The sequence below is a fragment of the Mycobacterium sp. genome, from assembly GCF_032161845.1.
Taxonomy (GTDB): domain Bacteria; phylum Actinomycetota; class Actinomycetes; order Mycobacteriales; family Mycobacteriaceae; genus Mycobacterium.
On record NZ_JAVRQA010000431.1, the window covers coordinates 1 to 26,198 of the forward strand.

The window sequence follows — 26,198 nt, forward strand, 5'->3', positions numbered from 1 at the left end:
CGAATCCAGCATCGAACCCCAGATGTCGTGCTGCATCTGGTCATAGGCGCCGTTGCCGATGCGCACCGGCCGGGAGTTGTCATAGCCCGAGAGGTGGTTGAGTTCGTCCTCGACGAGGCTGCGCTCACCGCCGACGCCGTACATCACCTGAAGCGGATGGCGCTCACCGTTGTTGGCGCCCGACACATCGGCGATGAAGGAAAAGAAGTCGTCGGCCTCACGGTCGAGACCCAAGGTGTACAGCCCCCACAGCGCGAACGTGGAGTCGCGGATCCACGAATAGCGATAGTCCCAGTTGCGTTCGCCCTGAGGCGTTTCCGGCAGCGACGTGGTACTGGCCGCCAGTAGCGCGCCGGTCGGGGAGTACGTCAGGCCCTTGAGCGTCAACGCGCTGCGCTGCAAGTACGACCGCCACGGATGATCGGGGAAGTCGCCGATGTTGATCCACTGGCGCCACGACTCGCTGGTCTTCCACATCTTGTCGGAGGCCTCTTCGAAGGTCTGCGGCGCCGGGTGGCCGGACCAACTCAGTGCGACGAACACGTTGTCGCCCTCGTTGAGCCGGGTCCGCGCCCGCGCCTCGTGCCCCTCGAGCCCGATGCGCAGATTCGTCGTCAGCCGCAGCGTCGGGTGCGCCTCGGGGTTCTTGCTGGCGCGGGCGATCGCCTCGCCGTAGGCCGACGCCGAGTACTCCCAGGTGGCTGACTCGCGGTGGTAGTCGAACGCGGGCTCGCAGCTCATCACCAACTCCACCACGCCACTGACGCAGCGCACGGTGCGCAGCAGGATGTGCTCGGCATCCCAGTCCATCGGGGTGCGGCGGTGCGTCCGGGACCTGGTGTCGAGGTCATGCCACGGTCCCATCACCAGGGCATCGCGCACGATCAGCCAGCCGGTGTGGGTCTGCCAGGTGGTCTCCATGATCAGTGAGCCGGGCAGGTAGCGCCGCGCGGACGGCACCGTCACCCCGTAGGGCGCGAGGCGGAAGTGGCCAGCCCCCCGGTCCAGGATCGCGCCGAACACGCTCGGAGAGTCCGGCCGGGGCACGCACATCCACTCCACGGAGCCCGCCGACGAGATCAGACAGGTGTTCTCACAGTCCGAGAGGAAGGCGTAGTCCGCAATCGGCGGAAAGGGGTTCCGCAGCGGGCCGCCCGGCGCGTACGGAACCGGGGCCGTGACGGTGTACGGCGCCTCGGGCACGTGTTCGCCATCGCTGGTTTGATCGTCGCGCTCGGTGTGCTGCAGAACCATCTCGACATCATCGACTGCCCAGGTACCCGGCGTCTACTCGTGCGGGGCCTTTCGTTGCTCGTATGGTGGACCCGGTGAGCGGCATCCTGAGTTGGTGGGACGGCGTCGAACTGTGGCTGTCCGGCCTCGGTTTCGTCGCCCAAACAGTTGTCGTGATGCCCGTCGTGCTGATGTTGGCCTACGCCATCGCCGTGGTGCTCGACGGGGCGCTTGGCAACGGCATCCGCCTGATCCAGCGGGCGAGGCACACCGACGAGGACCCGTCGTGACGGGAATGCCGCGCTCACGGGTGACATTAGTGCTGGTCGCACTGGTCGCACTCGTCGTCGTGATGTGGCTGTTCGCCCGCTAACGCGCCGTTCGGCCGTTCTGTTACGCTTCGCGCCATGCACGCAGCGGCCGGCAGTAACGAGAGCCATGTCCTGGCTCTCATTGCCGTGGGCAATTGCGCTGTCGCCGATGTGCACTGTTGTCGCTGACCCCATTCCGTTGCGCGGTTTGGTGTCGGTAGCGGCAGTCTTCGTGCCCAAGAACTGATACGCCTCCTTGCCGCCGTGACGGATTCACCTCTTCATCCGTCACCCGCAAGGAAGGCTCCACACATGCCCCTCTCGAAGCCGAAGTCGATCCGGTCGCTGACCGCCGTCGGCGTCATCGCCGTCACGGCCTCCTTGCTCGCGGCGTGCGGCGGAGGCGCCAGTGACGTTGCCGGTGGCGGCGACCAGCCCAAGGCCGACACCACGCTGACCCTGGTCGCCTATGCCGTGCCGGAACCAGGCTGGAGCAAGATCATCCCGGCGTTCGCCGCCACCCCCGAGGGCAAGGGGGTGGCCGTGACGACGTCCTACGGCGCCTCGGGCGACCAGTCGCGCGGTGTCGTCGACGGCAAGCCCGCCGACATCGTCAACTTCTCCGTCGAGCCCGACGTCACCCGACTCGTCAAGGCGGACAAGGTCGCCAAGGACTGGAACACCGACGCGACCAACGGCGTTCCCTTCGGTTCGGTGGTGACTCTGGTGGTGCGCAAGGGAAACCCGAAGAACATCAAGGATTGGGACGACCTGCTGCAGCCCGGCCTCGAAGTGATCAGCCCCAGCCCGTTGAGCTCCGGCTCGGCGAAGTGGAATCTGTTGGCGCCGTACGCCGCCAAGAGTGATGGTGGCAAGAACCCGCAGGCAGGCCTTGACTTCATCAACAAGCTCGTCAGCGAGCACATCAAGACGCGCCCGGGTTCGGGCCGGGAGGCCACCGACGTGTTCCTCCAGGGCAGCGGTGACGTGTTGATCAGCTACGAGAACGAGGCGATCAACACCGAGCGTCAGGGCAAGCCGGTCGAGCACGTCACCCCGCCGCAGACGTTCAAGATCGAGAATCCGGTGGCCGTCGTGTCGACCAGCGCGCATCTCGCGCAGGCCACGGCGCTGAAGAACTTCCTCTACACCCCCGAGGGGCAGAAGCTCTGGGCCGAGGCCGGTTTCCGTCCGGTCGACCCCAAGGTGGCCGAGGACTTCGCCACTGACTTCCCGACCCCGCAGAAGCTGTGGAGCATCGCCGACCTCGGTGGCTGGAGTCAGGTCGATCCGTCGCTGTTCGACAAGGACAACGGCTCGATCACCAAGATCTACAAGCAGGCGACTGGATGACGGCAACGCTCGACGCCCCGTCCCGAGGACCTCGAAAGGTCCTTGGGACGACGGGGCTGCGGGTGGGCACGGCGGCGACGTGGCTGTCGGTCATCGTTCTGCTGCCCCTGGCGGCGATCCTCTGGCAGGCCGCAGGCGGTGGCTGGAACGCCTTCTGGGCGGCCGTGACGTCCAATGCCGCGATCGAGTCCTTTCGCGTCACGCTGACGGTGTCCATCGGTGTGACGGCGATCAACCTGGTCTTCGGCCTGCTGGTCGCATGGGTTCTGACCCGTGACGATTTTCCCGGCAAGCGGTTCGTGGACGCCGTCATCGACCTGCCGTTCGCCCTGCCGACCATCGTCGCCAGCCTGGTGATGCTGGCGCTGTACGGCCCGAATAGTCCTGTCGGACTTCACCTTCAACACACCAAGTGGGGCATCGGCATCGCCCTGCTGTTCGTGACGCTGCCCTTCGTGGTGCGTTCGGTGCAGCCCGTGTTGCTCGAACTCGACCGCGAGGTCGAGGAGGCGGCCGCCTCACTGGGAGCCAACAACACCGCGATCTTCATCACGGTCGTCCTCCCGGCGTTGCTGCCGTCCCTGCTGTCCGGGGCGGGGCTGGCATTCTCACGGGCGATCGGCGAGTTCGGCTCGGTGGTACTGATCGGTGGCGCCGTGCCCGGGGAGACCGAGGTCTCCTCGCAGTGGATCCGGACCTTGATCGAGAACGACGACCGCACCGGAGCGGCGGCGATCTCGATCGTGCTGCTGGTGATCTCGTTCCTCGTGTTGTTCGTCCTTCGGCTGGTCGGCTCTCGGGCCGCCAAGCGTGAGGAGCTGGCGCGATGAATCCCTCACCCGCGGTGCGCTACCTGCTGAGATACGTCGCGCTCGGCTACGTCTTGATCCTGGTGGTCGTGCCCGTCGGACTCATCCTCTGGCGCACTTTCGAGCCGGGGTTCGGGGAGTTCGTCGCGTCGATCACGACACCAGCCGCGATCTCGGCGCTGCAGTTGTCACTGCTCGTCGTGGTGATCGTGGTTCCGCTCAACGTCATCTTTGGCATCCCCACCGCACTCGTCCTGGCGCGCAATCGCTTTCGTGGGAAGAGCGTCCTGCAAGCCGTCATCGATCTGCCGTTCGCCGTGTCGCCGGTGGTCGTCGGCGTCGCCCTGATTCTGTTGTGGGGTTCGGCGGGAGCGCTCGGCTTCGTCGAGAACGACCTGGGCATCAAGATCATCTTCGGTCTGCCCGGCATCGTGCTGGCCAGCATCTTCGTCACGGTGCCCTTCGTGATCCGGGAAGTCGAGCCGGTGCTGCACGAACTCGGCACCGACCAGGAGGAAGCCGCGTCCACCCTCGGCGCGACCTGGTGGCAGACGTTCTGGAAGATCACCCTCCCGTCGATCAGGTGGGGCCTCACCTACGGCATCGTGCTGACCGTCGCGCGCACCCTGGGTGAGTTCGGCGCCGTCATCATGGTGTCGTCCAACCTGCCGGGCACGTCGCAGACGCTCACCTTGCTGGTAGCCGACCGCTACAGCCGCGGTCAGGAGTACGGCGCCTACGCCGTCTCGACGCTGCTGATGGCCGTCGCCGTGTTCGTGCTGGTGGCTCAAGTGATCCTCGACGCCCGGCGTGCCCGGGCGGCGAAATAGGCTTCGAAGACAAGGACCCCGACATGACCTCCCCCAATGCGATCACCGTGCGTGGCGCGAACAAGCGCTACGGGGACTTCGTCGCGCTGGACAACATCGACTTCGACGTCCCTGAGGGGTCGCTCACCGCACTGCTCGGCCCCAGCGGCTCGGGGAAGTCGACGCTGTTGCGCGCCATCGCCGGCCTCGACCAGCCCGACACGGGCACGGTCACCATCAAGGGTCAGGACGTCACGCGGGTACCGCCGCAGCGACGCGGCATCGGCTTCGTATTCCAGCACTATGCGGCGTTCAAGCATCTGACCGTCCGGGAGAACGTCGCGTTCGGGCTGAAGATCCGCAAGCGACCCAAGGACGAGATCAAGGACAAGGTCGACAACCTCCTCGAGATCGTCGGGCTCGCGGGGTTTCAGACCCGCTACCCGAATCAGCTCTCCGGTGGACAGCGGCAGCGGATGGCGCTCGCGCGTGCCTTGGCGGTCGACCCTCAGGTGCTGCTGCTCGACGAACCGTTCGGGGCGCTCGACGCCAAGGTCCGCGAGGATCTGCGGGCGTGGTTGCGCAGGCTGCACGACGAGGTGCACGTGACCACCGTGCTGGTGACGCACGACCAGGCCGAGGCCCTCGACGTCGCCGACCGCATCGCGGTGCTCAACAAGGGGCGCATTGAGCAAGTCGGTTCTCCCACAGAGGTTTACGACAGCCCCGCGAATGGCTTCGTGATGTCGTTCCTCGGTGCCGTTTCATCGCTCAACGGCACGTTGGTCCGCCCCCACGACATTCGCGTCGGCCGCAATCCCGACATGGCCCTTGCGCAGACCGACGGCAGCGTGTCGGCAACCGGTGTCATCCGCGCGGTCATCCACCGAATCGTGGTGCTCGGCTTCGAGGTTCGCGTCGAGCTCACCAGCGCAGCGGACCATTCGTCGTTCACCGCGCAGATCACCCGCGGTGACGCCGAAGCGCTCGGGCTGAAGGAGGGCGACACCGTGTACGTCAGGGCCACCCGGGTGCCACCGATTCCCGGCCATGCCCAGTTGCCCACCGTCGGCGATGAACTCAGCGAGGCGGGTCTCCACGCCACATGAAGCTGTTGACGTACTTCGCCATGTCCAGCGCCAGGAAGAAGTTGGCCCCAGAAGGGTGACCGGAGCCGAATTCCGGGCTGAACTCCCGGAATGGACCGGCCGCCGCGGCGATCAACGCGAAGTCGTGTTTCACCGCGACCATGATCAGCACGCGATTTCGCCCGTCATCGCCGATGGCGTCGGCGGGGTAGTCGTCGGCGACCTCGCCGTACCCGAGTTGGTATCCGACGAAGGCGTTGGGGATCTCATAGGCGAAGGTCGCGTCCGGGTAGTGCTCTCTGAGTAGGTCGTTCGCGATCTGGCGCGGCGTCTGACCGTTCGCGGGCTGGCCGAACAGCCGAAGCGTGCCGCCGTCCCCGGCGCGTAGGTCCAGCACCACACCGTTCGATTCGAAGGTGGCGTCGTACGCCGTCTGCTCGCCGGGGTAGGACACCGAGAACTCGCCGCCGCTGGGGGTGAAGCGGGGATTGATCGCAACGGGCTTGCTGATCGGCGGGTGCCCGCAGTCGGGCGGGCAGACGACCTGTGCCTTCGACGGCGTGCGCCACACCGAGAGCCCGACCGATCCCGCCATGACCAACGCCACGACGACGGCGACGAACGACAGCAGCCGGGCGGGCGACGTGGTCCGCACCGCGGCCGACGTCCGCGTGGCGGCTCGCCCGGCGATCCCACACCGAGGACAGAACGCCAGATCGGGGACGACGTGCTCGCACTCCGGGCAGTTGACGAGTTCGTCTGGACGCTGTTCGTCGGGTCGTTCGTGGAGCAACGTGGAGTGCACGACGATCCGTAGCGCATAGAGGGCGAGCACCGCGAGAAAGGCGTAGACGGCCGTCCCGACGTCGTCGGGAGGCATGACGAAGTCGAGCAGTCCCAATCCGAGGTAGGTGGCCAACCCGAACGCGATCGCGGGGGCGGGTGAGGTCAGCGCGTACCACGGCGGCTTTCGTCGGGAATCCGCTCGCGGCACGAACCAGAGGGTCGCGCCGATCGCGCCGCCAACGGCGACCGCCGTCAGCGGCACCGCCACACCCTGGATGAGACCGGCTATGACGAGGTGAACCGGCGAGCGGCCGTCGTGGTCTACCGGGCCGTTGGCGAACTGGGGCGCCAGCCGGGTCAGGCTGCCCGCGCTGACGAAGAAGAGCGCTCCGAGTGATCCGATCGTGAACCCGTTCAACGACTCTCGGCTTCCGGGGCGCCACACCCGCACGATGATCATCGGCGCGAGGAGTAGGACGAGGAAACCCAACGGAATGGCGAAGCCGGTGAGGAGAATTCTGAGCGTGCTGACCGGCAGACCCAGTGCATCGTCGTCGGTGCGTGCCGCGGCGGCGTCCGTGGCGAGTCCCCATCCGATGCCGAACGCGACTGCCAGCGCCGCGGTCGTCAACAGGGTGCCTGTCGTGAGATCGGCGAAGGCGTCGGTCTGCTTGAGGTAGGCGAGGAATAGAAGGGGCAGCCCGAAACCGATCAGTCCGATCAGCGCCGCCTGCCACATCGGCAGTGCGGTGCCCACCAACAGCGCGACCACGCCGACGAGCGCGAGTCGGAACGCCATCCTGGAGCCGCGCGGCAGGGACGGGTAGATCGTGCTCGTCACCGAGGGGCGCAGCACGTGCTCGCGCGGTGCCGCCGCGTAGGCCGACAAGCGCAGCCAAGGAGGCCCGTCGCCACGTCGCCGGGATGCCGGCGCACCGCAATTCCCGCAGAATTCGCCCGTTGGCACGATGACGTCGCAGCTGCGACACGTCATCGTCGTCATCGCGGCGCGAGTCCCTTCTGGATGTCGAGGAAGTCGCGGGCCAGCAGTTCGACGTTGGGACTGCCGAGCCCGGTGACGAGGTCGTAGCCGGGATTGGCGACGTCGACCGCGTTGCCGCCGAGGCCGACATCGCGGAACCCGGGGGCGTTGGCGCCCGCGGCCACCCGATAGAGCAGCGGGTTCAGGTCACCCAATCGCTGCCCTCCATTCGCCAGCAGGTACTGGTTCATCAGCGCCGTCAGGCCTGCCCAAATCGGCGCCGCCTGCGACGTGCCTGCACCAACCAAATCCTGCTCGTCGAACCTGATCCGTACGCCCGTGAACGGGTCGGCGAGTGCCGAGACGTCTGGGGTCAGGCGTCGCTGTCGCTTTCCCGAATCCCGCTCGATGACGAACCTGCGCTGCCACGCCGGTCGGGGGAAGAGCTTCGACACCCCACCGCTGGTGCCCTGGGACAACGGCGAGTCGATCCAGGCCTGCTCCGCCAGCCATTGACCGTGCTCATCGGTGGAGAGCGTGGTGCCGCCCACCGACGTCATGCCGGGGAGCGACGAGATCGCGTCCAGCCCAATGTCGTCGGGGCCAGGAGGCGACGACCAATCGGGGCCGCCCTTGCATTCCAAACCGCCGGTGTCCCCGCTGGCATCGAAGGCCGACGTCCCGTTGGCGTGCGCACGTTCCAACGCCGACTGCACGGGTTTGAGGTCCGTCGCGGTGATCAGCTCGTCACACCCCCACCCGATGGACAGGCTCCACACCGCGCCGGGGAACTGCTTGTTGGCCGCGTCGAACATCTCCGCGATCCGCTCGTAGGTTCGGCCGCCCTCCAGGGTGGGACGGGCGTTGACCACCACCATTCGAGCGTCGGGTGCAATCGCATGCGCGACTTCGAGATCCATCACGGTCTCGGCGCGCGATTCGCTGGGCTGTCCGCCGACGAGAATCGGTTTCAGCGGTGGCAGATTCGACATTTGAGCGAAGTCGTCGAGATCGCCCTGGTCGTATCCGCTGAACGCGAAGAAGACGATGGTTTGTCCTTTGCCCGTGATGCCCGCTGCCGCAAGCGGACTCGCGTTGTAGGCGGTCAACAGAGCGCTCGGCGTCAACCCCTGGCCGGGGACGTCGAGGGGAATCATGTCCGGGCGCGCCTCGCGGTGTGGGGTGTACCCGAGGATGCGGCCGAGGTCACTCACCGTATTGCGTACGGCCGCAGGCACTTCGGGCTGCAAGGCGGAGGCGTAGAACACCTGCCCCTGCATGCCGCGGTAGTCGTGCACCGGAACGTCGAAGGCCTCGGCGACGGCGGGCGGGGCGCCTTCGACGATCGCCCACTCTTCGCCGGGCTGCCAACGAACCGCGAGACCCTTGCTCCGCGCCCACTGCAGCAGCGGGTCCGGACGTGCCGAGCCGCGAAGTCCGACGGTGAGCTGCGCGCGGTCGAGTTGGGACGGTCCGAGATCTGTTGAGCTGGCAAGGAGATTCGCGTACGGACCACCGATGGCCGCCGCGTGCGATGAAGGCTCGGAATGGTGCTCGGAGACGACGACGGCCACGCCGGCGACCATCGACAACGTGAGCGAGCACCCGAGCAGGCGCATGGCTGCGCGTCGACAGGACATTTCAGACTCCCGAGGCTTAGGTCCACGAAGACCGACTCTGCAGGGACGCCACCGCGGTGACGTCCCTGCAGAAGTGAGAACTGACCTCGTCCGGTCGGACCTAGGACCCGCTGCCGCTGCGGTGGGTGCCAGGCTCGCCGGTGGGTGCCGGTGGTGCCTTCACGGGCGGGGAGAAGCTGTTGGGCCCACCGGGAGTGAGACTCTTCTCCGTCGGCGTCACCGACGACGTCGTGGTGGTCGTCGTGCTGGAGGGAGCGGGTGTTTCGTTGCTGCTACAGCCAGCGGTGAGGGCGCCCATGGTGATGATCGCGCCGCCACCGATGACAAGCGCCAACCGGCGAGTCAAACGATTTGTGTTCATGTCCTATCCCAATCCAATCCCCGAATTGCGATCCAGCGACCGTTTTCGGGGTCGTGGGTGGCCAAACGCCAACGTCAATATGATGCCATAGATTGGGCAAAGCGTGGGGCAAATCCTCCATTCGGCGTTCCCGCAGACGCTGAGCTGCGAATCCGTCGAAACGTGTGGGCCAGATCCGGTGGGTGGCAAACATGCCTTCGTGGGCAGCAACCCGGCTACGCGGCGACGAGCACCGAGCGCGTCTCGTCGAATCGATCGAGCAGGGTGGCCGCCACCAGGTTGTGCGACCCGAGGGGTTCTGCCATCGGAACGCCAAGGTCGGCAGCGGCTGCAACGACCCGGTCCGTGATGCGCCCGTGCGCCAGGAACCACGGTGCGACGATCAGCCGGCGAGCCCCGCGACTCCGCAAGCGGATCGCCGCCTCGGTGACGGTCGGGTGAGGTCCGGTGGCGAAGGCCACTTCCACACCCGCCCAACGCGTTCGGAGTGCCAACTCGGGTACCAACGTGGCCGTCCGCGCGTTGGCCGCGTCATTCGACGAGCCCACCGCCACCACGATGACCCCGACGTCCCGCTGATCCGCCGACACCCCCGCCGCTGCCAGGCGCTGCCCGAGCAGCGTGATGAGTGCCGGGTCCTCGCCGAGGACTTCGGACTGCCTGACGTCGGCGCCGGACTGCGCGATCACGGTCGGCAGGTCCACTCTGGCGTGGTGGGCATCGGCCAACAGCATCGGCACCACCACGGCCGAATCACCGCGACGGGCGACGTCGGCGAGCACGTCACCGACATACGGCGCCGACTTCTCCAGGAATGCCGCGTGCACGTCCAGCCCAGGCCGCAGCCGGCGGATCCGCCCGGCGAGGGCTTGCGCGACCGCCGACGAACGGGGATCGACGCTGCCGTGGGCCGCGAGGATCAGGCTCTCCGTCACGACGCGTGGAGCCCGCATTCCGTCTTCGATAGGCCGGCCCAACGGCCGCTGCGGGGATCGGCACCCTCGATCGGTTTGGCCGTGCATGGGGCGCAGCCGATGGACGGGTAACCCTCGAAGACGAGTGGGTTGACGAGGATGTCGTTGGCGTCGACGTAGGCCTGCATGTCGTCGTCGGACCACGCCGCGATCGGATTGATCTTCACCAGGCCGAAGGCCTTGTCGAAGCTGATCAGCGGGGCGTTCGCCCGCGTCGGCGCCTCGACGCGCCGGATGCCGGTCACCCACGCCGAATAGCCCTTGAGCGCCTTGCCAAGCGGCTCGACCTTGCGCATCCGGCAGCACTCCGCAGGGTCACGCGCGAAGAGGTCCTTGCCGAGCAGCTCATCCTGGCGGGCGACGCTGTTCTCCGGCGTCACGTTGACGACGTTGACGCCGTAGACGGCCTCCACCGCGTCGCGGGTGCCGATGGTCTCCGCGAAGTGGTAGCCGGTGTCGAGGAACAGGACGTCCACGCCGGGCCGCACCTTGGCAGCCATCGCGACGAGGACGGCGTCCTGCATGTTCGATGCCACCACGTATCCGGATGTCGCCGGCAGCCCGGCTCCGGACTCGGCGCCGAAGTGCTCGTCGGTCCAGCGCAGCAGTTCCTCTGCGTTGGCGCCTTCCAGCTCGGCGGCCCCGCGTTCGGCCAGTTGCACCAGTTCGGTTTCTGTCATCACGTCGGTCATCGATTACCTCAAGTCCGCTTCGTCGGCCCGTACGGCCCACACTGCGAAACGCTCGCCGTCGTCCCTTTGTTTCACGAAGTTCCGCACGACCCGCTCGATGTAGTCGCCGAGTTCGGCGCTCGTCACCTTGTGCTGGCGCAGCTTGCGGCCGAACGCGCTATCGAGACCGAGGCTGCCGCCGAGGTGTACCTGGAAGCCCTCGACGGGACCGTCACCGTCGTCGACCATCTGGCCCTTGAACCCGATGTCGGCGACCTGGATGCGCGCGCACGAGTTCGGGCACCCGTTGATGTTGATGGTGACCGGCACGTCGAGTTGGGCGTTGAGATCCTCGAGGCGCTTCTCGAGCTCGGGGGCCAGGAGCTGAGAACGGCTCCGCGTCTCGGCGAACGAGAGCTTGCAGTACTCAATTCCCGTGCAGGCCATCAGGTTCCGCCGCCAATGCGACGGCTTCGACGGCAGTCCCAGCGCGTCCAACCCGTCGCGGAGCGCGTCGAGCTCGTCGTCGGGCACGTCGAGGATGACCAGCTTCTGGTACGGCGTGAATCGGATCCGGTCCGAACCGGCAGCCTCGGCGAGGTCGGCGACCTTGCTCAGGATGGTGCCCGACACCCGGCCCGCGATCGGGGCGACGCCGACGGCGTTGAGTCCGTTCTTGAGCTTCTGCACGCCGACGTGGTCGATCGGGCGGGGGGCAGGCGTCGGCGCGGGGCCGTCGATGAGCGGACGCTTCAGGTATTCCGTTTCGAGAACTTCGCGGAACTTTTCGATGCCCCAGTCCTTGATCAGGAACTTCAGCCGGGCCTTCGCGCGGAGCCTGCGGTAGCCGTAGTCACGGAACACGCTGACGACGCCCTCCCAGACGTCGGGTACCTCGTCGAGCGGAATCCACGCGCCGACCCGCTGGGCGAGCATCGGGTTGGTGGACAGCCCGCCGCCGACCCACAGGTCGAAGCCGGGCCCGTGCTCGGGATGCTCGACGCCGACGAACGCGACGTCGTTGATCTCGTGCACCACGTCCTGCAGGCCCGAGATCGCGGTCTTGAACTTGCGTGGCAGGTTCGAGTACTCGGGCTTGCCGATGTAGCGCTTGGTGATTTCGTCGATCGCCGGTGTGCCGTCGATCACCTCGTCGAGGGATTCACCTGCCAGCGGCGAGCCAAGCACGACACGGGGGCAGTCGCCGCAGGCCTCGGTGGTCTGCAGTCCGACGGCGTCCAGTCGCTGCCAGATCTCCGGCATGTCCTCGACCCGGATCCAGTGGTACTGGATGTTCTGCCGGTCGGAGATGTCGGCCGTGTCGCGGCCGAACTCGGTGGAAATCTCGCCGAGGGTGCGCAGCCCCGCCGCGGAGAGGGCACCGCCGTCGCACCGGACTCGCAGCATGAAGAACTCGTCTTCGAGCATGTCGGTGTTGTCGTCACCGGTCCAGGTGCCGTCGTAGCCGGGCTTGCGTTGGGTGTAGAGCCCCCACCAGCGGAAACGGCCGCGAAGGTCGCCCTTGTCGATACTCTCGAAGCCACCCTTGGCGTAGATGTTCTCGATGCGTGCCCGCACGTTGAGCGGGTTGTCGTCCTTCTTGGCCTGCTCGTTGGCGTTCAGCGGTTCGCGGTAGCCGAGCGCCCACTGGCCCTCGCCCTTTGGCCGCTTCGCGGGCTTTGCAGTAGACATGGAGTGTGGCCCCTTCTCGAGGGAGCCGGCTTGTGAATCGCGCGTTGTCACCGGTGGCTGTCCGGCGGCGCAGATCCGGCGGCCAGCTGCAAATACAGGTGGACAGGTCTACGGCGTCAAGGCAGACAGCAACAGGTGCATACGCGCTTGAAGTCGACATGCCGCCGGACCACCAGCGCAACGCGGATGGTCGAGGTCTGGGCAGCGGTCACGCCCGACATTCTGCCACGACAGGCAGCACCCGCCCTAACCGGCTGAATTTTGCGCTCATCACGAGCAAAAGTCCGCTCTGGAAGACTGTGGGGATGACTGCCGGACTCCGCACTGCGCCGTTCGGCATCTACGTTCACGTGCCGTTCTGCGCCACCCGGTGCGGGTACTGCGACTTCAACACCTACACACCCGGCGAACTCGGCGGCGCGAATCCCGACGGCTGGCTCGACGCGCTGCGGATCGAGCTGGAATTGGCAGCGATTCAGCTGGCGGCGCGAGGGTCGGTTCCCGAGTCACTCCCCGGGTCGCTTCGCTCCAGCCCGCCGGTGGTGTCCACGGTGTTCATCGGCGGCGGCACCCCGTCGATGCTCGGCGGCGAACGGCTCGCCGCGGTAATGGCTGCGGTTCGCGCGAACTTCACCTTGGCCGCGGACGCCGAGGTGACGACCGAGGCCAACCCGGAGTCGACCACGCCCGTGCTGTTGGACCAGCTGCGCAACGCTGGCTTCAATCGACTGTCGCTCGGCATGCAGTCGGTGGCTCCGCACGTGCTTGCGGCGTTGGATCGGGTGCACTCACCCGGCCGAGCCCTCGCCGCGGCCGCCGATGCACGCGCGGCGGGCTTCCAACACGTCAACCTCGACCTCATCTATGGCACCCCGGGGGAGACCGACGACGACCTGACCCGCTCGGTCGACGCCGCGATCGGTGCCGGCGTCGACCACGTGTCGGCGTACGCGCTGGTCGTCGAGGACGGCACCGCGCTGGCGAGGCGAGTGCGTCGCGGCGAGTTGCCCGCGCCCGACGACGACGTGCTTGCCACGCGGTACGAACTGCTCGACGCGCGACTGTCCGCGGCCGGTTTCGACTGGTACGAGGTGTCCAATTGGAGCCTTCCCGGCGGGGAGTGCCGGCACAACCTCGGGTATTGGGACGGTGGCGAGTGGTGGGGGGCGGGCCCGGGAGCGCACGGTTACACCGACGACACGCGATGGTGGAACGTCAAGCACCCCAACGCCTATGCCCAATCGCTCGCCGAGGGTCGACTGCCGGTCGCCGACTCCGAGATCCTGGACGACGTGGCCCGTCACACCGAGGACGTGATGTTGCGGGTGCGCCTCCGCGACGGCCTACCGGTCGCACTCCTCGGTGCCGAGGAACGTTCGCGAGCCGAAACCCTTTGCGGCGATGGGTTGTTGCTCAGGCATGACGACTCGCTGGTGCTGACGGATCGGGGCAGGCTGCTCGCCGACGCGGTGGTGCGGGAGCTCTTGGCGTGAGCCCTAGGTCTGCTGGTCCAGGGGAAGGTCCATCTCATAGACCCTGGCGTGCAGTACCGGCCGGTTGCGTAAGGCCGCCCGGACCGCTTGATGCACGCCGTCCTCGAGGTAGATGACGCCCTCCCAGCGGACGGCGTGTGGGAACAGGTCGCCGTAGAACGTCGAATCCTCGGAGAGCAGGCGGTCGAGCGCCAGCACCGTCGTGGTGGTCACCAACTCGTCGAGGCGGATCTGCCGCGGCGGGATCTGAGCCCACTGCCGGTACGACAGGCCGTGCTCCGGGTACGGCTTGCCATCGCGCACACCCTTGAAGATCATCGGCTGGTCCGCTCGAGCATGAAATGAGGTTATCTGCAGGCCCCGCGATGCGTCGCGGGACGTCGATGCTGCTCGTCAACGTAAAATGAATTGAACTTGGAGGTGAACCTTGGGTACTGCCGATGACCGTCGCTTCGAGGTGCTTCGCGCGATCGTCGCCGATTTCGTGTCCACCAAGGAGCCGATCGGCTCGAAGAGCCTCGTGGAACGCCACAGCCTTGGCGTGTCGAGTGCGACCGTGCGCAACGACATGGCCGTCCTCGAGGCCGAGGGCTACATCGCGCAGCCTCACACCAGCTCGGGCCGGGTGCCCACCGAGAAGGGGTACCGCGAGTTCGTCGACCGGTTGGACGACGTCAAGCCGATGTCCTCGAGCGAGCGTCGCGCCATCCTCACGTTCCTGGAGTCCGGCGTCGACCTTGACGACGTCCTGCGTCGGGCGGTGAAACTGCTCGCGCAGCTCACCCGGCAGGTCGCCATCGTGCAGTACCCGACGCTGACCACCTCCACGGTTCGACACCTCGAAGTCGTTGCGCTGACACCCGCCCGGCTGCTTCTGGTGCTCATCACCGACTCGGGCCGCGTCGATCAGCGGATCGTCGAGCTTGGCGACGCCATCGACGACGTGCAGCTGGCGACCCTGCGCGAGCGACTCGGCCACGCACTCGAGGGCAAGCCCATCACCACCGCCTCGATCGCGGTCTCTGACCTGGCCTCGCAGCTGGTCGGTCACGGCCGCCTCGGCGATGCCGTTGGGCGGTCGGCGACCGTGCTCGTCGAAACCCTCGTCGAACACACCGAGGAACGTTTGCTCCTCGGGGGGACCGCCAACCTGACACACAACACCGCTGACTTCGGTGGTTCCCTGCGGTCGGTGCTCGAGGCGCTGGAGGAGCAGGTGGTCGTCTTGCGGTTGCTGGCCGTCCAACAGGAAGCCGGTAAGGTAACCGTGCGCATCGGGCACGAGACCGAGGCCGAGCAGATGGCCGGGACGTCGGTGGTGAGCACCACGTACGGCAGTTCGGGCAAGGTGTTCGGCGGCATGGGTGTGGTGGGTCCCACTCGGATGGACTATCCGGGAACCATCGCCAACGTCGCCGCGGTTGCTATGTACATAGGCGAGGTCTTGGGCGGCCGTTAGGGCGTCGACAAAGACCGCAAGTGCGGCTCGAAGAGGGTTAAGAAGGGTTTTGGCGTGGCACGCGATTATTACGGCCTGCTCGGGGTGAGCAAGGGCGCGAGCGACTCGGAGATCAAGCGTGCGTACCGCAAGCTTGCACGCGAGTTGCATCCCGACGTCAACCCCGACGAAGCGGCACAAGCCCAGTTCAGGGAGATCAGCGTCGCCTACGAGGTGCTGAGCGATCCCGAGAAGCGCCGCATCGTCGACCTCGGTGGCGATCCGATGGAGAGCGCGGGCGCCGGCAACGGGTTCGGCGGCGGGTTCAGCGGTTTCGGTGGGCTCGGTGACGTCTTCGAGGCGTTCTTCGGTGGCGGCGGAGGCACGCGCGGGCCGGTCGGTCGGGTGCGCCCGGGTTCGGACTCGCTGCTGCGGATGCGGCTCGACCTCTCTGAGTGCGCGACCGGCGTCACCAAGCACGTCACCGTGGACACCGCGATCCTCTGTGACGTATGCCAGGGCAAGGGCACTCACGGCAACTCCACGCCGGTCACCTGTGACACCTGCCACGGCCATGGCGAGGTCCAGTCCGTGCAGCGCTCCCTCCTTGGCCAGGTGATGACGTCGCGCCCGTGTCCGGTGTGTGCGGGCGTCGGCGAGGTCATCCCCGATCCATGTCATCGCTGCGGAGGCGACGGGCGCGTGCGGGCGCGACGGGAGATCAGCGTCAAGATCCCGCCGGGTGTCGGCGAAGGCATGCGGGTGCGTCTGGCGGCTCAGGGCGAAGTTGGTCCCGGCGGCGGCCCCGCGGGCGACCTGCACGTCGAGGTGCACGAACAGCCGCACGACGTCTTCATCCGCGACGGAGACGACCTGCACTTCAGCGTGTCGGTGCCGATGGTCGACGCAGCGCTGGGCACCAAGGTCACCGTCGATGCGATCCTCGACGGGGAGACCGACATCGTCGTCGCGGCGGGCACTCAGCCGGGCGCCGTCACGACGTTGCGCGGCCATGGGATGCCCAACGTGAGGTCCGGCGCCCGCGGCAACCTGCACGCCCACATCGACGTGGTGGTGCCGTCTCGCCTCGACCAGCAGGACACCGAACTGCTGAAGACGTTCAAGGAGCATCGCGTTCGCGACGTGGCCGAGGTCAAGTCGACGCACGCGGCGCCCGCAGGCGGCGGCCTGTTCAGCCGGTTGCGCGAGTCGTTCACCGGCCGGTAGGGCGGCTCGCGCACCATGAGTCGCGCGCTGTTCTACGTCGACGACGTGCCCGACGTCGGTGAGCTCGCCGTCGTCGACGGCGACGAGGGCTTTCACGCCGCTTCCGTACGTCGCATCCGAGTCGGGGAAGAACTCGATCTCGGCGACGGCGCTGGCACGGTCGCACACGTCGTCGTCGACGGCGTCGGCAAGGGCACCTTGACCACCCGCGTGCTGAGCAGGCGAACCATTGCGCCACTGTTTCCCGCGGTCACCGTGGTGCAGGCATTGCCGAAGTCCGATCGGTCCGAGTTGGCAATCGAGCTCGCCACCGAAGCCGGTGCCGACGGTTTCGTGGCGTGGCAGTCCGACCGCTGCGTGGCCCGATGGGAGGGCGCGACGAAGGTGGAGAAGGGGCTGCGCCGGTGGCAGGCGGTGGCGCGCTCGGCTGCCAGACAATCCCGCAGACCGTACGTCCCGACGGTCACGTCGCTGGTGTCCACCAGGGAGTTGGCCGCCCGCGTCCGTGCGGTCGCGGAGGGATCGGTGGTGCTGGTGCTGCACGAATCCGCCACGGTCCCGCTGACCGCGGTCGGGCTCGACGAGGCCGAGTCGCTGATGCTCCTGGTCGGACCCGAGGGCGGCATCGGAGACGACGAGTTGGCGGTCCTGACGGGCGCGGGTGCCACGGCCGTCCGCCTTGGTCCAAGTGTGCTGCGGACCACATCGTCGGCCGCAGTAGCGCTTGGAGCACTCGGCGTACTCACCCCGCGCTGGCGCATCTGACCTTGATCCTGCCAATTGGCAACCAATTACTGCCACCGGAATTAAACCCCTGAGCAGTGCGTTTGATCTGTCAGACCGGATGGAAGGCTCTACCGCCGGTCGACGGACAACACAGAGGGCACGAAAGAAGAGATGAAGAAAATGAAGAAGTTCGGATTTGCCGCCATCGTTGCCAGCGGGCTCACCGCCGGGATCCTCGGTGTTGCGGCTCCGATCCTGGCAACCGCATCAGCCGAGGTGCTACCCGCAGCGGAGCTCACCGGCGTCGACCACAACCAATGGGTCAACACGACCCACCAGGCCGTCAAGGTCCCGCTGGTCGACACGACTGTTCATCAGAGCCGCTGACACCGCTCGAATTCGGAGAAGGGGCGCCCCGCTGACGATCCAGTGGGCGCCCCTTCTTCTTTGGGTTGCGGTGGTGACCAGCGGTAAGCTGACCGAAGTACACCGCAACGACCAGAGCACGGAAAGCAGGCACTGAACACCACGTGACGCCCCGCGAGACGACCGCCGCGTCCCACGGCACAGCCTCGGACAACGCCGTGCGAAGCAACATAAGTGTTCCGCCCGACCTCGTGGTGGGCCTGCTCGGTTCGGCTGACGAAAATCTGCGCGCCCTGGAACGCGTGCTGACCGCCGACATCCACGTGCGCGGCAACGCAGTGACCCTGTCCGGCGAGCCCGCCGACGTGGCAGTGGCCGAGCGAGTGATGACCGAACTCATCGCCGTGGTTGCAGGCGGGCAGACGCTGACACCCGAGTCCGTGCGCCACAGCGTCGGCATCCTGACCGGCACCGGCGACGAGTCACCCGCCGAGGTGCTGACGTTGGACATCTTGTCCAGGCGCGGCAAGACGATTCGGCCCAAGACGCTGAACCAGAAGCGCTACGTCGACGCCATCGACGCGCACACCATCGTGTTCGGCGTCGGTCCAGCCGGTACCGGCAAGACCTATCTGGCGATGGCCAAGGCCGTCAATGCACTACAGACCAAACAGGTTTCGCGGATCATCCTGACCCGCCCCGCGGTGGAGGCCGGTGAACGCCTCGGCTTCCTGCCCGGCACGCTGAGCGAGAAGATCGATCCCTACCTGCGTCCGTTGTACGACGCGCTGCACGACATGATGGATCCGGAGCTGATCCCAAAACTGATGAGCGCCGGGGTCATTGAGGTTGCGCCGCTGGCATACATGCGTGGTAGATCGCTCAATGACGCGTTCATCATCCTCGACGAAGCCCAGAACACCACTCCCGAGCAGATGAAGATGTTCCTGACGCGGTTGGGATTCGGGTCGAAGATCGTCGTCACCGGTGACTCCACGCAAGTCGACCTGCATGGCGCGAGGTCGGGACTGCAGGCCGCGATGGAAATCCTCGATCACATCGACGACATCCACTTCTCGGAGCTCACCAGTGCCGACGTCGTGCGCCACCGGCTGGTGTCCGAGATCGTCGACGCATACGCCAGATCCGAAGCGCCGTCGGGCAACCGGGCCGAGCGGCGATCCGGCACGGGTAGGCCGCGCCGGTGAGCATCGAGGTCTCCAACGAGTCGGGCATCGACGTGTCCGAGAACGAACTGATCAGCGTCGCGCGGTTCGTCATCGCGAAGATGGACGTCAACCCCGGCGCTGAACTGTCCATGGTGCTGCTCGACACCCCGGCGATGGCCGACCTGCACATGCGGTGGATGGACCTGCCGGGACCGACGGACGTGATGAGCTTTCCGATGGACGAGCTCGAGCCAGGAGGCCGTCCCGATGCGCCGGAGCCGGGCCCGTCCATGCTCGGGGATATCGTGCTGTGCCCCGAGTTCGCGGCGAAACAGGCTGAGAAGGCCGGGCATTCGCTGGGCCACGAGCTCGCGCTGCTGACGGTGCACGGCGTGCTGCACCTCCTGGGCTACGACCACGCCGAGCCGGACGAGGAAAAGGAGATGTTCGCGCTGCAGCGCGAACTGCTCGAGGAGTGGGTCGCCGACCAGGTCGCCGCCTACCACCAGGACCGGCAGAGCGAGAAGGATCGCAGACTGTTGGACAAGTCCCAGTACTTCGACGAACCGTGACGGGAATCGCTTCTCTGTTGGGCGCGGTCGCGCTCATCGCGCTCGGTGGCGTGTTCGCGGCGGTCGACGCCGCCATCAGTACGGTCTCGATCGCCAGGGTCGACGAGTTGGTTCGCGACGAGCGCCCCGGCGCCGCGCGGCTGGCCCGCCTGATCGACGACCGGCCGCGCTACATCAATCTCATCGTGTTGCTGCGCATCACGTGTGAAACGGCCGCGACCGTCCTGCTGGTCGCCTTCCTGTACGAGGACCTCGGCCTGAAGTGGGGTCTACTCGCCGCGGCAGCCATCATGGTGGTGGTCAGCTTCGTCGCGATAGGCGTCGGTCCGCGCACCCTCGGTAGGCAGCACGCGTACACCATCGCCTTGGGGGCAGTGCTTCCGCTGCAGGCGATCTCGGTGCTGCTGACCCCCATCAGCCGGCTGCTGGTGCTGCTCGGCAACGCGTTGACACCCGGTCGCGGCTTTCGCAACGGCCCGTTCGCGTCGGAGATCGAACTGCGTGAGGTCGTCGATCTCGCCCAGCAACGCGGAATCGTCGCCGACGACGAACGCAGAATGATCCAGTCGGTGTTCGACCTCGGCGATACCATCGCCCGAGAGGTGATGGTGCCGCGCACCGAGATGGTGTGGATCGAATCCGACAAGACGGCCGGGCAAGCGACGTCACTTGCGGTGCGCAGCGGGCACTCCCGGCTGCCGGTGGTTGGTGAGAACGTCGACGACATCGTTGGCGTCGTCTACCTCAAGGACCTCGTCCAACAAACGTATTACAGCAACGGTGGCATCGACACCAGGGTCGGCGAGGTGATGCGTCCGCCGGTGTTCGTGCCGGACTCCAAGCCGCTCGACGCGCTGCTGCGTGAGATGCAGCGGGACCGCAACCACATGGCGCTGCTCGTCGACGAATACGGGGCGATCGCCGGCCTCGTCACCATCGAGGACGTGCTCGAGGAGATTGTCGGCGAGATCGCCGACGAATACGACACCGACGAAGTGGCGCCCGTAGAAGATCTGGGCGACAAGAACTTTCGGGTGTCACCGCGGCTTCCTCTCGAGGATCTTGCCGAACTCTACGAGCTGGAACTCGACGATGATCTGGACGTCGACACCGTCGGCGGGCTGTTGGCCCACGAATTGGGCCGCGTGCCGCTGCCCGGCGCCGAGGTGACGTGGGATGCGTTGCAGCTGCGTGCCGAGGGGGGCCGCGACCACCGCGGCCGCGTGCGCATCGGCACCGTGCTCGTCAAACCCACCGAGCAGGAAGAAGACGACGAATGAGCCTCGATACGGAGGACGCCAAGTTGGTCACGCTCGCCCGCGGCGCGATGGGACGTGCCGAAGCGGCCAGCGGCGCCGCCGTGCGCGACGTGGACGGCCGGACGTACGCAGGCGCCCCGGTGGCACTCGATTCGCTGACGTTGACCGCCCTGCAGGCGGCGGTGGCGGCCGCCGTGTCGAGCGGTGCGTCGGGCCTGGAAGCCGCTGTCCTGGTAGCGGGTTCGGCGGACGACGCGGGCGTCGCCGCGGTGCGGGAACTGACCGCCGATGCCGCCGTCATCGTCACCGATCGGGCGGGAAATCCCATCCCATGAGCACCGAGGCAACCGAGTTCCACTCCGGCTTCGTCTGCTTCGTCGGCAGACCGAACACCGGCAAGTCGACGCTGACCAATGCTCTCGTCGGCGCCAAGGTGGCGATCACGTCGAATCGTCCGCAGACCACCCGCCACACCATCCGCGGCATCGTGCACCGCGAGGACTTCCAGATCATCCTCGTCGACACCCCGGGTTTGCACCGGCCGAGGACCCTGCTCGGGGAGCGGCTCAACGAATTGGTCAAGGCCACCTACTCCGAGGTCGACGTCATCGGGCTCTGCATTCCCGCCGACGAGACCATTGGACCCGGCGACAGGTGGATCTACGAGCAGATCCGGACCGTCGCGCCGCGGACCACGCTGATCGTCGTCGTGACCAAGACCGACAAGGTCTCAAGGGAGAAGGTCGCCGCGCAGCTCATCGCCGTCAGCGAATTGACCGGTGGCAGCGCCGAGATCGTGCCCGTGTCGGCGACGACGGGGGAGCAGGTGGAATTGCTCACCGGTGTGCTGGCCGGACTGCTACCACCCGGTCCGGCGTTCTATCCCGACGGGGAGCTGACCGACGAGCCGGAGGAAGTCCTGATGGCCGAGCTGATCCGCGAGGCCGCGCTCGAGGGGGTTCGCGACGAGCTGCCGCACTCGCTGGCCGTCGTGATCGACGAGGTGGCGCCCCGGGAAGGGCGTGACGACCTGATCGACGTGCACGCCATCCTGTACGTCGAACGGGATTCGCAGAAGGGCATCGTGATCGGCAAGGGCGGCGCCCGACTTCGTGAGGTCGGCACTGCGGCACGGCATCAGATCGAGAAGCTGCTCGGCACCAAGGTGTACCTGGAGCTGCGGGTCAAGATCGCGAAGAATTGGCAGCGCGACCCCAAACAGCTTGGCAGACTGGGTTTTTAGGGTGTGCCCCACCAGACGGTGGGCTCCACGGCCTGCCAGGCGCCGATGGCTTCCAGGGCGGCCGCCAGCGACACCAGCAGCGGCTCGCTGTCGGCGGGCCCCATCAACTGGACACCGATCGGTAGTCCGTCCGAGGTGAATCCGGCCGGAACGTTGATCGACGGCCAGCCGAGAAGGTTCCAGGGCCACGTCACCGGGCACGCGCGGATCATCGCGCGGTCCGTGGCAAGTCCGCCAAGCCGATCGAAGTCGTGAACTCGTGGCGGCGGCAGCGCCGTCGTCGGAGCGAGCACGACGTCGGCGAGGTTGAAGATCCAGCCGATGCGACGCTGGGATTCGGCCTCGCGGCGGCGGGCGTCGCGAAGGATCTTCTCGGACAGCACCCGTCCCATCCGCATGTTGCTGGTGGTGCGCTTGTCGAACGTCACCCCCGGCCCGAGCCGGTGCGCCCAATCCAACAGCCCGGACGTCGAGCGGGACAAGAAGTTCCAGGAAGTGCGCAGCCCGTAGTCGGGGTCGGCGGCGCGCACGGTGTGCCCGAGCTCCTCGAGGTGCCCGGCCATCGTCTTCATGGCGGCCAGGATCTCGGGATGAAGTTTGGCGCCGAAGCCCGTGAAGGGAAACTTGGTCGACATTGCCACGGTCAGCGGACCCGGTGCCTGGCTGACGTACTCGGAGGCCTCGACGGGTGGCGGCTTGTGCAAATCTCCTTCGGCATTGCCTGCGGCCGCATCGAGCACCAGTGCGGCGTCGGCGACGGTGCGGGCCAGTACGCCGTTGACCGTGATTCCGTTGAAGGCCTCGGGCAGCGGCCAGGTGGAGATGCGGCCGCGCTGCGGCTTGATGCCGACGAGATGGGTCCAGGCCGCCGGGATGCGGACGCTGCCCGCACCGTCGGAGCCGATGGCCGCGGTCACCAAACCGGCGGCCACCGCAGCGGCGCTGCCGCCCGACGAGCCGCCGGGGGTGTGGTCGGCTGACCACGGATTGCGGGTGTGTCCGAATGCGGGCCCGCTGGTGAACGGCCACTGGCCAAGCTCGCAGGTATTCGTCTTTCCGACGATCACCGCGCCGGCCACCCGCAGCCTGCGCACGACCTCGGCGTCGGCGCTCGCCGGCGCAACGTCACCCGACGTGCCGAACCTGGTCGGGACGCCTGCGACGTCGACGTCGTCCTTGACTGCGATCGGGATGCCAAGGAGCGGGAGACGTTGTCCCGCTGCACGTTTGCGATCGGCCTCGGCGGCGTCGGCGAGCGCCTGTTGGGTCAGCACGACCCGGAAGGCGTTGAGCGTGGACTGGCTGGCTTCGATTGCCCGAAGCGAGCGGCTGGTCAGTTCGGTGGACGTGGTCTTGCCGCTGGCCAGTCGGTACTGCAGCTGGGTCAGAGTGGGTAGGTGGGTGCCGGGGGGTCGCGTGCTCGACCCATTGGATGAGGTGTCTGCCATTTGAGTCGAGAATATCCGGACGTGCCTTCCCGGCGTGGTCGGTAGAGGTGGTCGGTCCGAGATGAAACACTGTTGAGATGCGGTTGTACCGGGATCGAGCTGTCGTGCTGCGCCAGCACAAGCTCGGTGAGGCCGACCGGATCGTGACCCTGCTCACCCTCGAGAACGGGTTGGTCCGTGCCGTGGCCAAGGGTGTGCGCCGTACCCGGAGCAAGTTCGGGGCCAGGCTCGAGCCATTCGCACACATCGACGTGCAGCTGTACCCGGGTCGAAATCTCGACATCGTCACGCAGGTGCAGGCCATCGATTCGTTCGCCAGCGACATCGTCAGCGAATACGGCCGCTACACCTGCGGGTGCGCGGTGCTGGAGACGGCCGAGCGGCTGGCGGGCGAGGAGCGCGCCCCGTCGCCCGCCCTGCACCGGCTCACCGTCGCGGCGTTGCGGGCCGTGGCCGACGGCATTCGACCGCGTGAGCTCGTCCTCGATTCATACCTGTTGCGGGCCATGGGAATCGCGGGGTGGGCCCCCGCGCTCACCGAATGTGCGCGGTGCGCGGCACCAGGGCCGCACCGGGCGTTCCACGTCGCCGCGGGCGGAAGTGTGTGCATGCATTGCAGGCCGTCCGGTTCGGTGACCCCGCCCCAGGGCGTGCTGGACCTGATGATCGCCCTGCACGACGGGGACTGGCCCGCCGCCGAGGCGTCCACGTCGTCGTACCGTAGCCAGGCCAGCGGCCTGGTGGCTGCGCATCTGCAATGGCATCTCGAGCGCCAGCTGCGGACGTTGCCGCTGGTCGAGCGCGCCTACCGGATCGATCGTACGGTCGCTGAACGACGAGTCGCGCTGTTCGGGCAGGATGAGGCACATGGCTACGACGCGGGGCAGGGGCAAGAAGGAGAGTTACCCGCAGCTGCCTCCGGCGCCTGAGGACTATCCGACCTTTCCGGACAAGTCGACGTGGCCCGTGGTCTTCCCCGAGCTGCCACCCCATACCAACGGCAGGTTCTCCCGCCCGCCGCAGCACACGTCCAAGGAATCGGCACCGCTGATTCCGGCGGGTCAGGTGCCCAACCACGTCGCGGTCGTGATGGACGGCAACGGCCGATGGGCTACCCAGCGCGGGCTCGGGCGCACCGACGGCCACAAGATGGGCGAAGCGGTGCTGATCGACATCACCTGCGGTGCGATCGAAATCGGCATCAAGCACCTCACCGTGTACGCGTTCTCCACCGAGAACTGGAAGCGCAGCGCCGAAGAGGTGCGGTTCCTGATGGGTTTCAACCGCGAGGTGGTGCGCCGCCGCCGCGAGAACCTCAACGCGATGGGTGTGCGCATGCGGTGGGTCGGGTCGCGGCCCCGCATGTGGAGCAGCGTCATCAAGGAATTCGACATCGCCGAGAAGATGACCGTCGGCAACGACGTCATCACCATCAACTACTGCGTCAACTACGGGGGGCGCACCGAGATCATCGAGGCAGCGCAGGAACTGGCCCAACTGGCTGCCGACGGAAAGATCAAGCCGAACCGGATCACCGAGGCCTCGTTCGCGAAACACCTGCACCGCGACGACATTCCCGACGTCGACCTGTTCATCAGGACGTCGGGGGAGCAGCGGGCGAGCAACTTCCTGCTGTGGCAGGCGGCCTACGCCGAGTTCGTCTTCCAGGACACGCTGTGGCCCGACTACGATCGCCGCGACCTGTGGGCGGCGTGCGTGGAGTACGTCAACCGCAACCGTCGCTTCGGGAGGGCCTGATGTCCACCCCCGGCGGGCAGGAGCCGAGCGACCCGGGGACGGCACTCGTGGCGCGGCTGATCTCGGCGCTCGGGGAGGTGACGACGCTCGTCGAGGAGTCGGACGGCGCCCTGACGGTCACGGTGGACGGTCTGGTGGCTTCGTTGCGGGTCGTCACCATCGCCGAGGGCCTTGAGATGGTGTCGCTCACCCAGCCGTTGGCGTGGGATCTGCCGCTGACCAACAAGACTCGCCAACGCGTCGCCGAACAGGCGGGTCGGACGATGCTCGGCACGGTGGCGCTCGTCGAGAAGGCCGTCGACGGCCCACCCGCGCGGGCGAACGGATCGTCGGCCAAGAAGGTCGCGGACGTGATGCTGCGCTACAACTTTCCCGCTGCAGGTCTGACCGAGGACGCGCTGCGGACCCTGATTCTGCTGGTGCTCACCACGGGTGCCGACGTCCGCCACGCTCTGGTGTCGTGAGCCGTTGTCCGGCAACGTGATTCGCATCGTGGCGGCGGTCATCCTCGACGACCGCGACCACGTACTCGTCGTCAGGAAGCGTGGCACGTCGTCGTTCATGCAACCGGGCGGCAAGATCGAGCCGGGTGAGGAGCCGCTTGAGGCGCTCGTCCGCGAGGTCTACGAGGAGTTGGGCACCAGCATCGACGGATCCTCCGCGCGTGCGCTCGGCCGCTACACGGCGGCGGCGGCCAACGAGCCGGGCCACGTCGTCGACGCCGATCTCTTCCTGGTCACCCTCGAAGGTGAGCCGGGGCCTGCCGCGGAGATCGACGAGATCGCCTGGG

General features: G+C 67.1%; 29 protein-coding genes. 20 read left to right on the forward strand and 9 right to left on the reverse strand.

Annotation, left to right across the window (positions count from 1 at the left end; translation table 11 throughout):
* The coding region (locus tag QOD90_RS23525) for a glycoside hydrolase family 15 protein (RefSeq protein WP_526353589.1) at positions 1 to 1,254 on the reverse strand (1,254 nt) is incomplete at its 3' end.
* A 74-nt stretch (positions 1,255 to 1,328) separates the two neighbouring features.
* Here QOD90_RS23525 and QOD90_RS23530 point away from each other — a divergent pair.
* From QOD90_RS23530 to QOD90_RS23555, 6 genes are all read left to right on the forward strand, one after another.
* Positions 1,329 to 1,523: a hypothetical protein gene (locus QOD90_RS23530; RefSeq protein WP_526353591.1), complete on the forward strand. Its 195-nt coding sequence runs from the start codon at positions 1,329 to 1,331 to the stop codon at positions 1,521 to 1,523.
* Between the two features lie 117 nt (positions 1,524 to 1,640).
* Positions 1,641 to 1,733, forward strand: a complete 93-nt coding sequence (locus QOD90_RS23535) for an Ms4533A family Cys-rich leader peptide (RefSeq protein ID WP_526353593.1) — start codon at positions 1,641 to 1,643, stop codon at positions 1,731 to 1,733.
* Positions 1,734 to 1,856: 123 nt separating this feature from the next.
* Positions 1,857 to 2,897 carry a sulfate ABC transporter substrate-binding protein gene (locus QOD90_RS23540; RefSeq protein WP_526353595.1) on the forward strand — a complete coding sequence of 347 codons (1,041 nt, stop codon included), beginning with the start codon at positions 1,857 to 1,859 and terminating at the stop codon, positions 2,895 to 2,897.
* Positions 2,894 to 3,727 (forward strand): sulfate ABC transporter permease subunit CysT, encoded by an 834-nt coding sequence (cysT, locus tag QOD90_RS23545; RefSeq protein WP_526353597.1) that lies wholly within the window; start codon positions 2,894 to 2,896, stop codon positions 3,725 to 3,727. The genes QOD90_RS23540 and cysT overlap by 4 nt, the downstream gene beginning before the upstream one ends.
* The gene (gene cysW, locus QOD90_RS23550) at positions 3,724 to 4,536 is read left to right on the forward strand and encodes a sulfate ABC transporter permease subunit CysW (protein WP_526353599.1); all 813 of its coding nucleotides are present in this window, start codon (positions 3,724 to 3,726) and stop codon (positions 4,534 to 4,536) included. The genes cysT and cysW overlap by 4 nt, the downstream gene beginning before the upstream one ends.
* A 23-nt stretch (positions 4,537 to 4,559) precedes the next feature.
* Positions 4,560 to 5,624, forward strand: a complete 1,065-nt coding sequence (locus QOD90_RS23555; RefSeq protein WP_526353601.1) for a sulfate/molybdate ABC transporter ATP-binding protein — start codon at positions 4,560 to 4,562, stop codon at positions 5,622 to 5,624.
* On the opposite strand, the gene QOD90_RS23560 is transcribed toward QOD90_RS23555, so the two are convergent.
* The 6 genes from QOD90_RS23560 to QOD90_RS23585 form a co-directional block, all read right to left on the reverse strand.
* On the reverse strand, positions 5,596 to 7,392 hold the full coding sequence (locus QOD90_RS23560) for a zinc ribbon domain-containing protein (RefSeq protein ID WP_526353603.1): 1,797 nt from the start codon (positions 7,390 to 7,392) through the stop codon (positions 5,596 to 5,598). The genes QOD90_RS23555 and QOD90_RS23560 overlap by 29 nt on opposite strands.
* Positions 7,389 to 8,990 carry a S53 family peptidase gene (locus tag QOD90_RS23565; protein WP_526353605.1) on the reverse strand — a complete coding sequence of 534 codons (1,602 nt, stop codon included), beginning with the start codon at positions 8,988 to 8,990 and terminating at the stop codon, positions 7,389 to 7,391. The genes QOD90_RS23560 and QOD90_RS23565 overlap by 4 nt, the downstream gene beginning before the upstream one ends.
* A gap of 121 nt (positions 8,991 to 9,111) precedes the next feature.
* Positions 9,112 to 9,372 carry a hypothetical protein gene (locus QOD90_RS23570; protein WP_526353607.1) on the reverse strand — a complete coding sequence of 87 codons (261 nt, stop codon included), beginning with the start codon at positions 9,370 to 9,372 and terminating at the stop codon, positions 9,112 to 9,114.
* 215 nt (positions 9,373 to 9,587) lie between these two features.
* Entirely contained in the window at positions 9,588 to 10,325 is a 738-nt protein-coding gene (locus QOD90_RS23575) for a sirohydrochlorin chelatase (protein WP_526353609.1), read from the reverse strand.
* Entirely contained in the window at positions 10,304 to 11,038 is a 735-nt protein-coding gene (locus QOD90_RS23580; RefSeq protein ID WP_526353611.1) for a phosphoadenylyl-sulfate reductase, read from the reverse strand. The genes QOD90_RS23575 and QOD90_RS23580 overlap by 22 nt, the downstream gene beginning before the upstream one ends.
* A 3-nt stretch (positions 11,039 to 11,041) precedes the next feature.
* Entirely contained in the window at positions 11,042 to 12,709 is a 1,668-nt protein-coding gene (locus QOD90_RS23585; protein WP_526353613.1) for a nitrite/sulfite reductase, read from the reverse strand.
* A gap of 305 nt (positions 12,710 to 13,014) precedes the next feature.
* Here QOD90_RS23585 and hemW point away from each other — a divergent pair, with 305 nt between their 5' ends.
* Positions 13,015 to 14,202 (forward strand): radical SAM family heme chaperone HemW, encoded by a 1,188-nt coding sequence (gene hemW / locus QOD90_RS23590; RefSeq protein WP_526353615.1) that lies wholly within the window; start codon positions 13,015 to 13,017, stop codon positions 14,200 to 14,202.
* Between the two features lie 3 nt (positions 14,203 to 14,205).
* Here hemW and QOD90_RS23595 read toward each other — a convergent pair whose 3' ends face one another.
* Positions 14,206 to 14,520 (reverse strand): type II toxin-antitoxin system VapB family antitoxin, encoded by a 315-nt coding sequence (locus QOD90_RS23595; protein WP_526353617.1) that lies wholly within the window; start codon positions 14,518 to 14,520, stop codon positions 14,206 to 14,208.
* Positions 14,521 to 14,629: 109 nt separating this feature from the next.
* Between QOD90_RS23595 and hrcA the strand changes: the two genes are divergently transcribed.
* The 9 genes from hrcA (at position 14,630) to era (ending at position 22,202) form a co-directional block, all read left to right on the forward strand.
* Positions 14,630 to 15,661, forward strand: a complete 1,032-nt coding sequence (gene hrcA, locus QOD90_RS23600) for a heat-inducible transcriptional repressor HrcA (RefSeq protein WP_526353619.1) — start codon at positions 14,630 to 14,632, stop codon at positions 15,659 to 15,661.
* Between the two features lie 54 nt (positions 15,662 to 15,715).
* Positions 15,716 to 16,867 (forward strand): molecular chaperone DnaJ, encoded by a 1,152-nt coding sequence (gene dnaJ, locus QOD90_RS23605; RefSeq protein WP_526353621.1) that lies wholly within the window; start codon positions 15,716 to 15,718, stop codon positions 16,865 to 16,867.
* Between the two features lie 15 nt (positions 16,868 to 16,882).
* On the forward strand, positions 16,883 to 17,632 hold the full coding sequence (locus QOD90_RS23610) for a 16S rRNA (uracil(1498)-N(3))-methyltransferase (protein WP_526353623.1): 750 nt from the start codon (positions 16,883 to 16,885) through the stop codon (positions 17,630 to 17,632).
* Positions 17,633 to 17,773: 141 nt separating this feature from the next.
* On the forward strand, positions 17,774 to 17,980 hold the full coding sequence (locus tag QOD90_RS23615) for a hypothetical protein (RefSeq protein ID WP_526353625.1): 207 nt from the start codon (positions 17,774 to 17,776) through the stop codon (positions 17,978 to 17,980).
* 143 nt (positions 17,981 to 18,123) lie between these two features.
* Positions 18,124 to 19,167: a PhoH family protein gene (locus tag QOD90_RS23620; RefSeq protein ID WP_526353627.1), complete on the forward strand. Its 1,044-nt coding sequence runs from the start codon at positions 18,124 to 18,126 to the stop codon at positions 19,165 to 19,167.
* The gene (gene ybeY / locus QOD90_RS23625) at positions 19,164 to 19,700 is read left to right on the forward strand and encodes an rRNA maturation RNase YbeY (protein ID WP_526353629.1); all 537 of its coding nucleotides are present in this window, start codon (positions 19,164 to 19,166) and stop codon (positions 19,698 to 19,700) included. The genes QOD90_RS23620 and ybeY overlap by 4 nt, the downstream gene beginning before the upstream one ends.
* A complete protein-coding gene (locus tag QOD90_RS23630) occupies positions 19,697 to 20,980 on the forward strand; it encodes a CNNM domain-containing protein (protein ID WP_526353631.1) in 1,284 nt (427 codons plus the stop codon). Before ybeY ends, QOD90_RS23630 begins: the two co-directional genes overlap by 4 nt.
* Positions 20,977 to 21,294 carry a cytidine deaminase-like protein gene (locus QOD90_RS23635; protein ID WP_526353633.1) on the forward strand — a complete coding sequence of 106 codons (318 nt, stop codon included), beginning with the start codon at positions 20,977 to 20,979 and terminating at the stop codon, positions 21,292 to 21,294. The genes QOD90_RS23630 and QOD90_RS23635 overlap by 4 nt, the downstream gene beginning before the upstream one ends.
* Entirely contained in the window at positions 21,291 to 22,202 is a 912-nt protein-coding gene (gene era / locus QOD90_RS23640; RefSeq protein WP_526353635.1) for a GTPase Era, read from the forward strand. Before QOD90_RS23635 ends, era begins: the two co-directional genes overlap by 4 nt.
* Here the strand turns inward: era and QOD90_RS23645 are convergent.
* Positions 22,199 to 23,650, reverse strand: coding sequence for an amidase (locus tag QOD90_RS23645; protein ID WP_526353637.1), 1,452 nt, complete (start codon positions 23,648 to 23,650; stop codon positions 22,199 to 22,201). The two genes, era and QOD90_RS23645, sit on opposite strands and share 4 nt — an antisense overlap.
* 77 nt (positions 23,651 to 23,727) lie before the next feature.
* Between QOD90_RS23645 and recO the strand changes: the two genes are divergently transcribed.
* The 4 genes from recO to QOD90_RS23665 form a co-directional block, all read left to right on the forward strand.
* A complete protein-coding gene (recO, locus tag QOD90_RS23650; protein WP_526353638.1) occupies positions 23,728 to 24,579 on the forward strand; it encodes a DNA repair protein RecO in 852 nt (283 codons plus the stop codon).
* Positions 24,518 to 25,408 carry a decaprenyl diphosphate synthase gene (locus QOD90_RS23655; protein WP_526353640.1) on the forward strand — a complete coding sequence of 297 codons (891 nt, stop codon included), beginning with the start codon at positions 24,518 to 24,520 and terminating at the stop codon, positions 25,406 to 25,408. The genes recO and QOD90_RS23655 overlap by 62 nt, the downstream gene beginning before the upstream one ends.
* On the forward strand, positions 25,408 to 25,872 hold the full coding sequence (locus QOD90_RS23660) for a hypothetical protein (RefSeq protein WP_526353642.1): 465 nt from the start codon (positions 25,408 to 25,410) through the stop codon (positions 25,870 to 25,872). The genes QOD90_RS23655 and QOD90_RS23660 overlap by 1 nt, the downstream gene beginning before the upstream one ends.
* Positions 25,873 to 25,876: 4 nt before the next feature.
* The coding region (locus QOD90_RS23665; protein WP_526353644.1) for an NUDIX hydrolase at positions 25,877 to 26,198 on the forward strand (322 nt) is incomplete at its 3' end.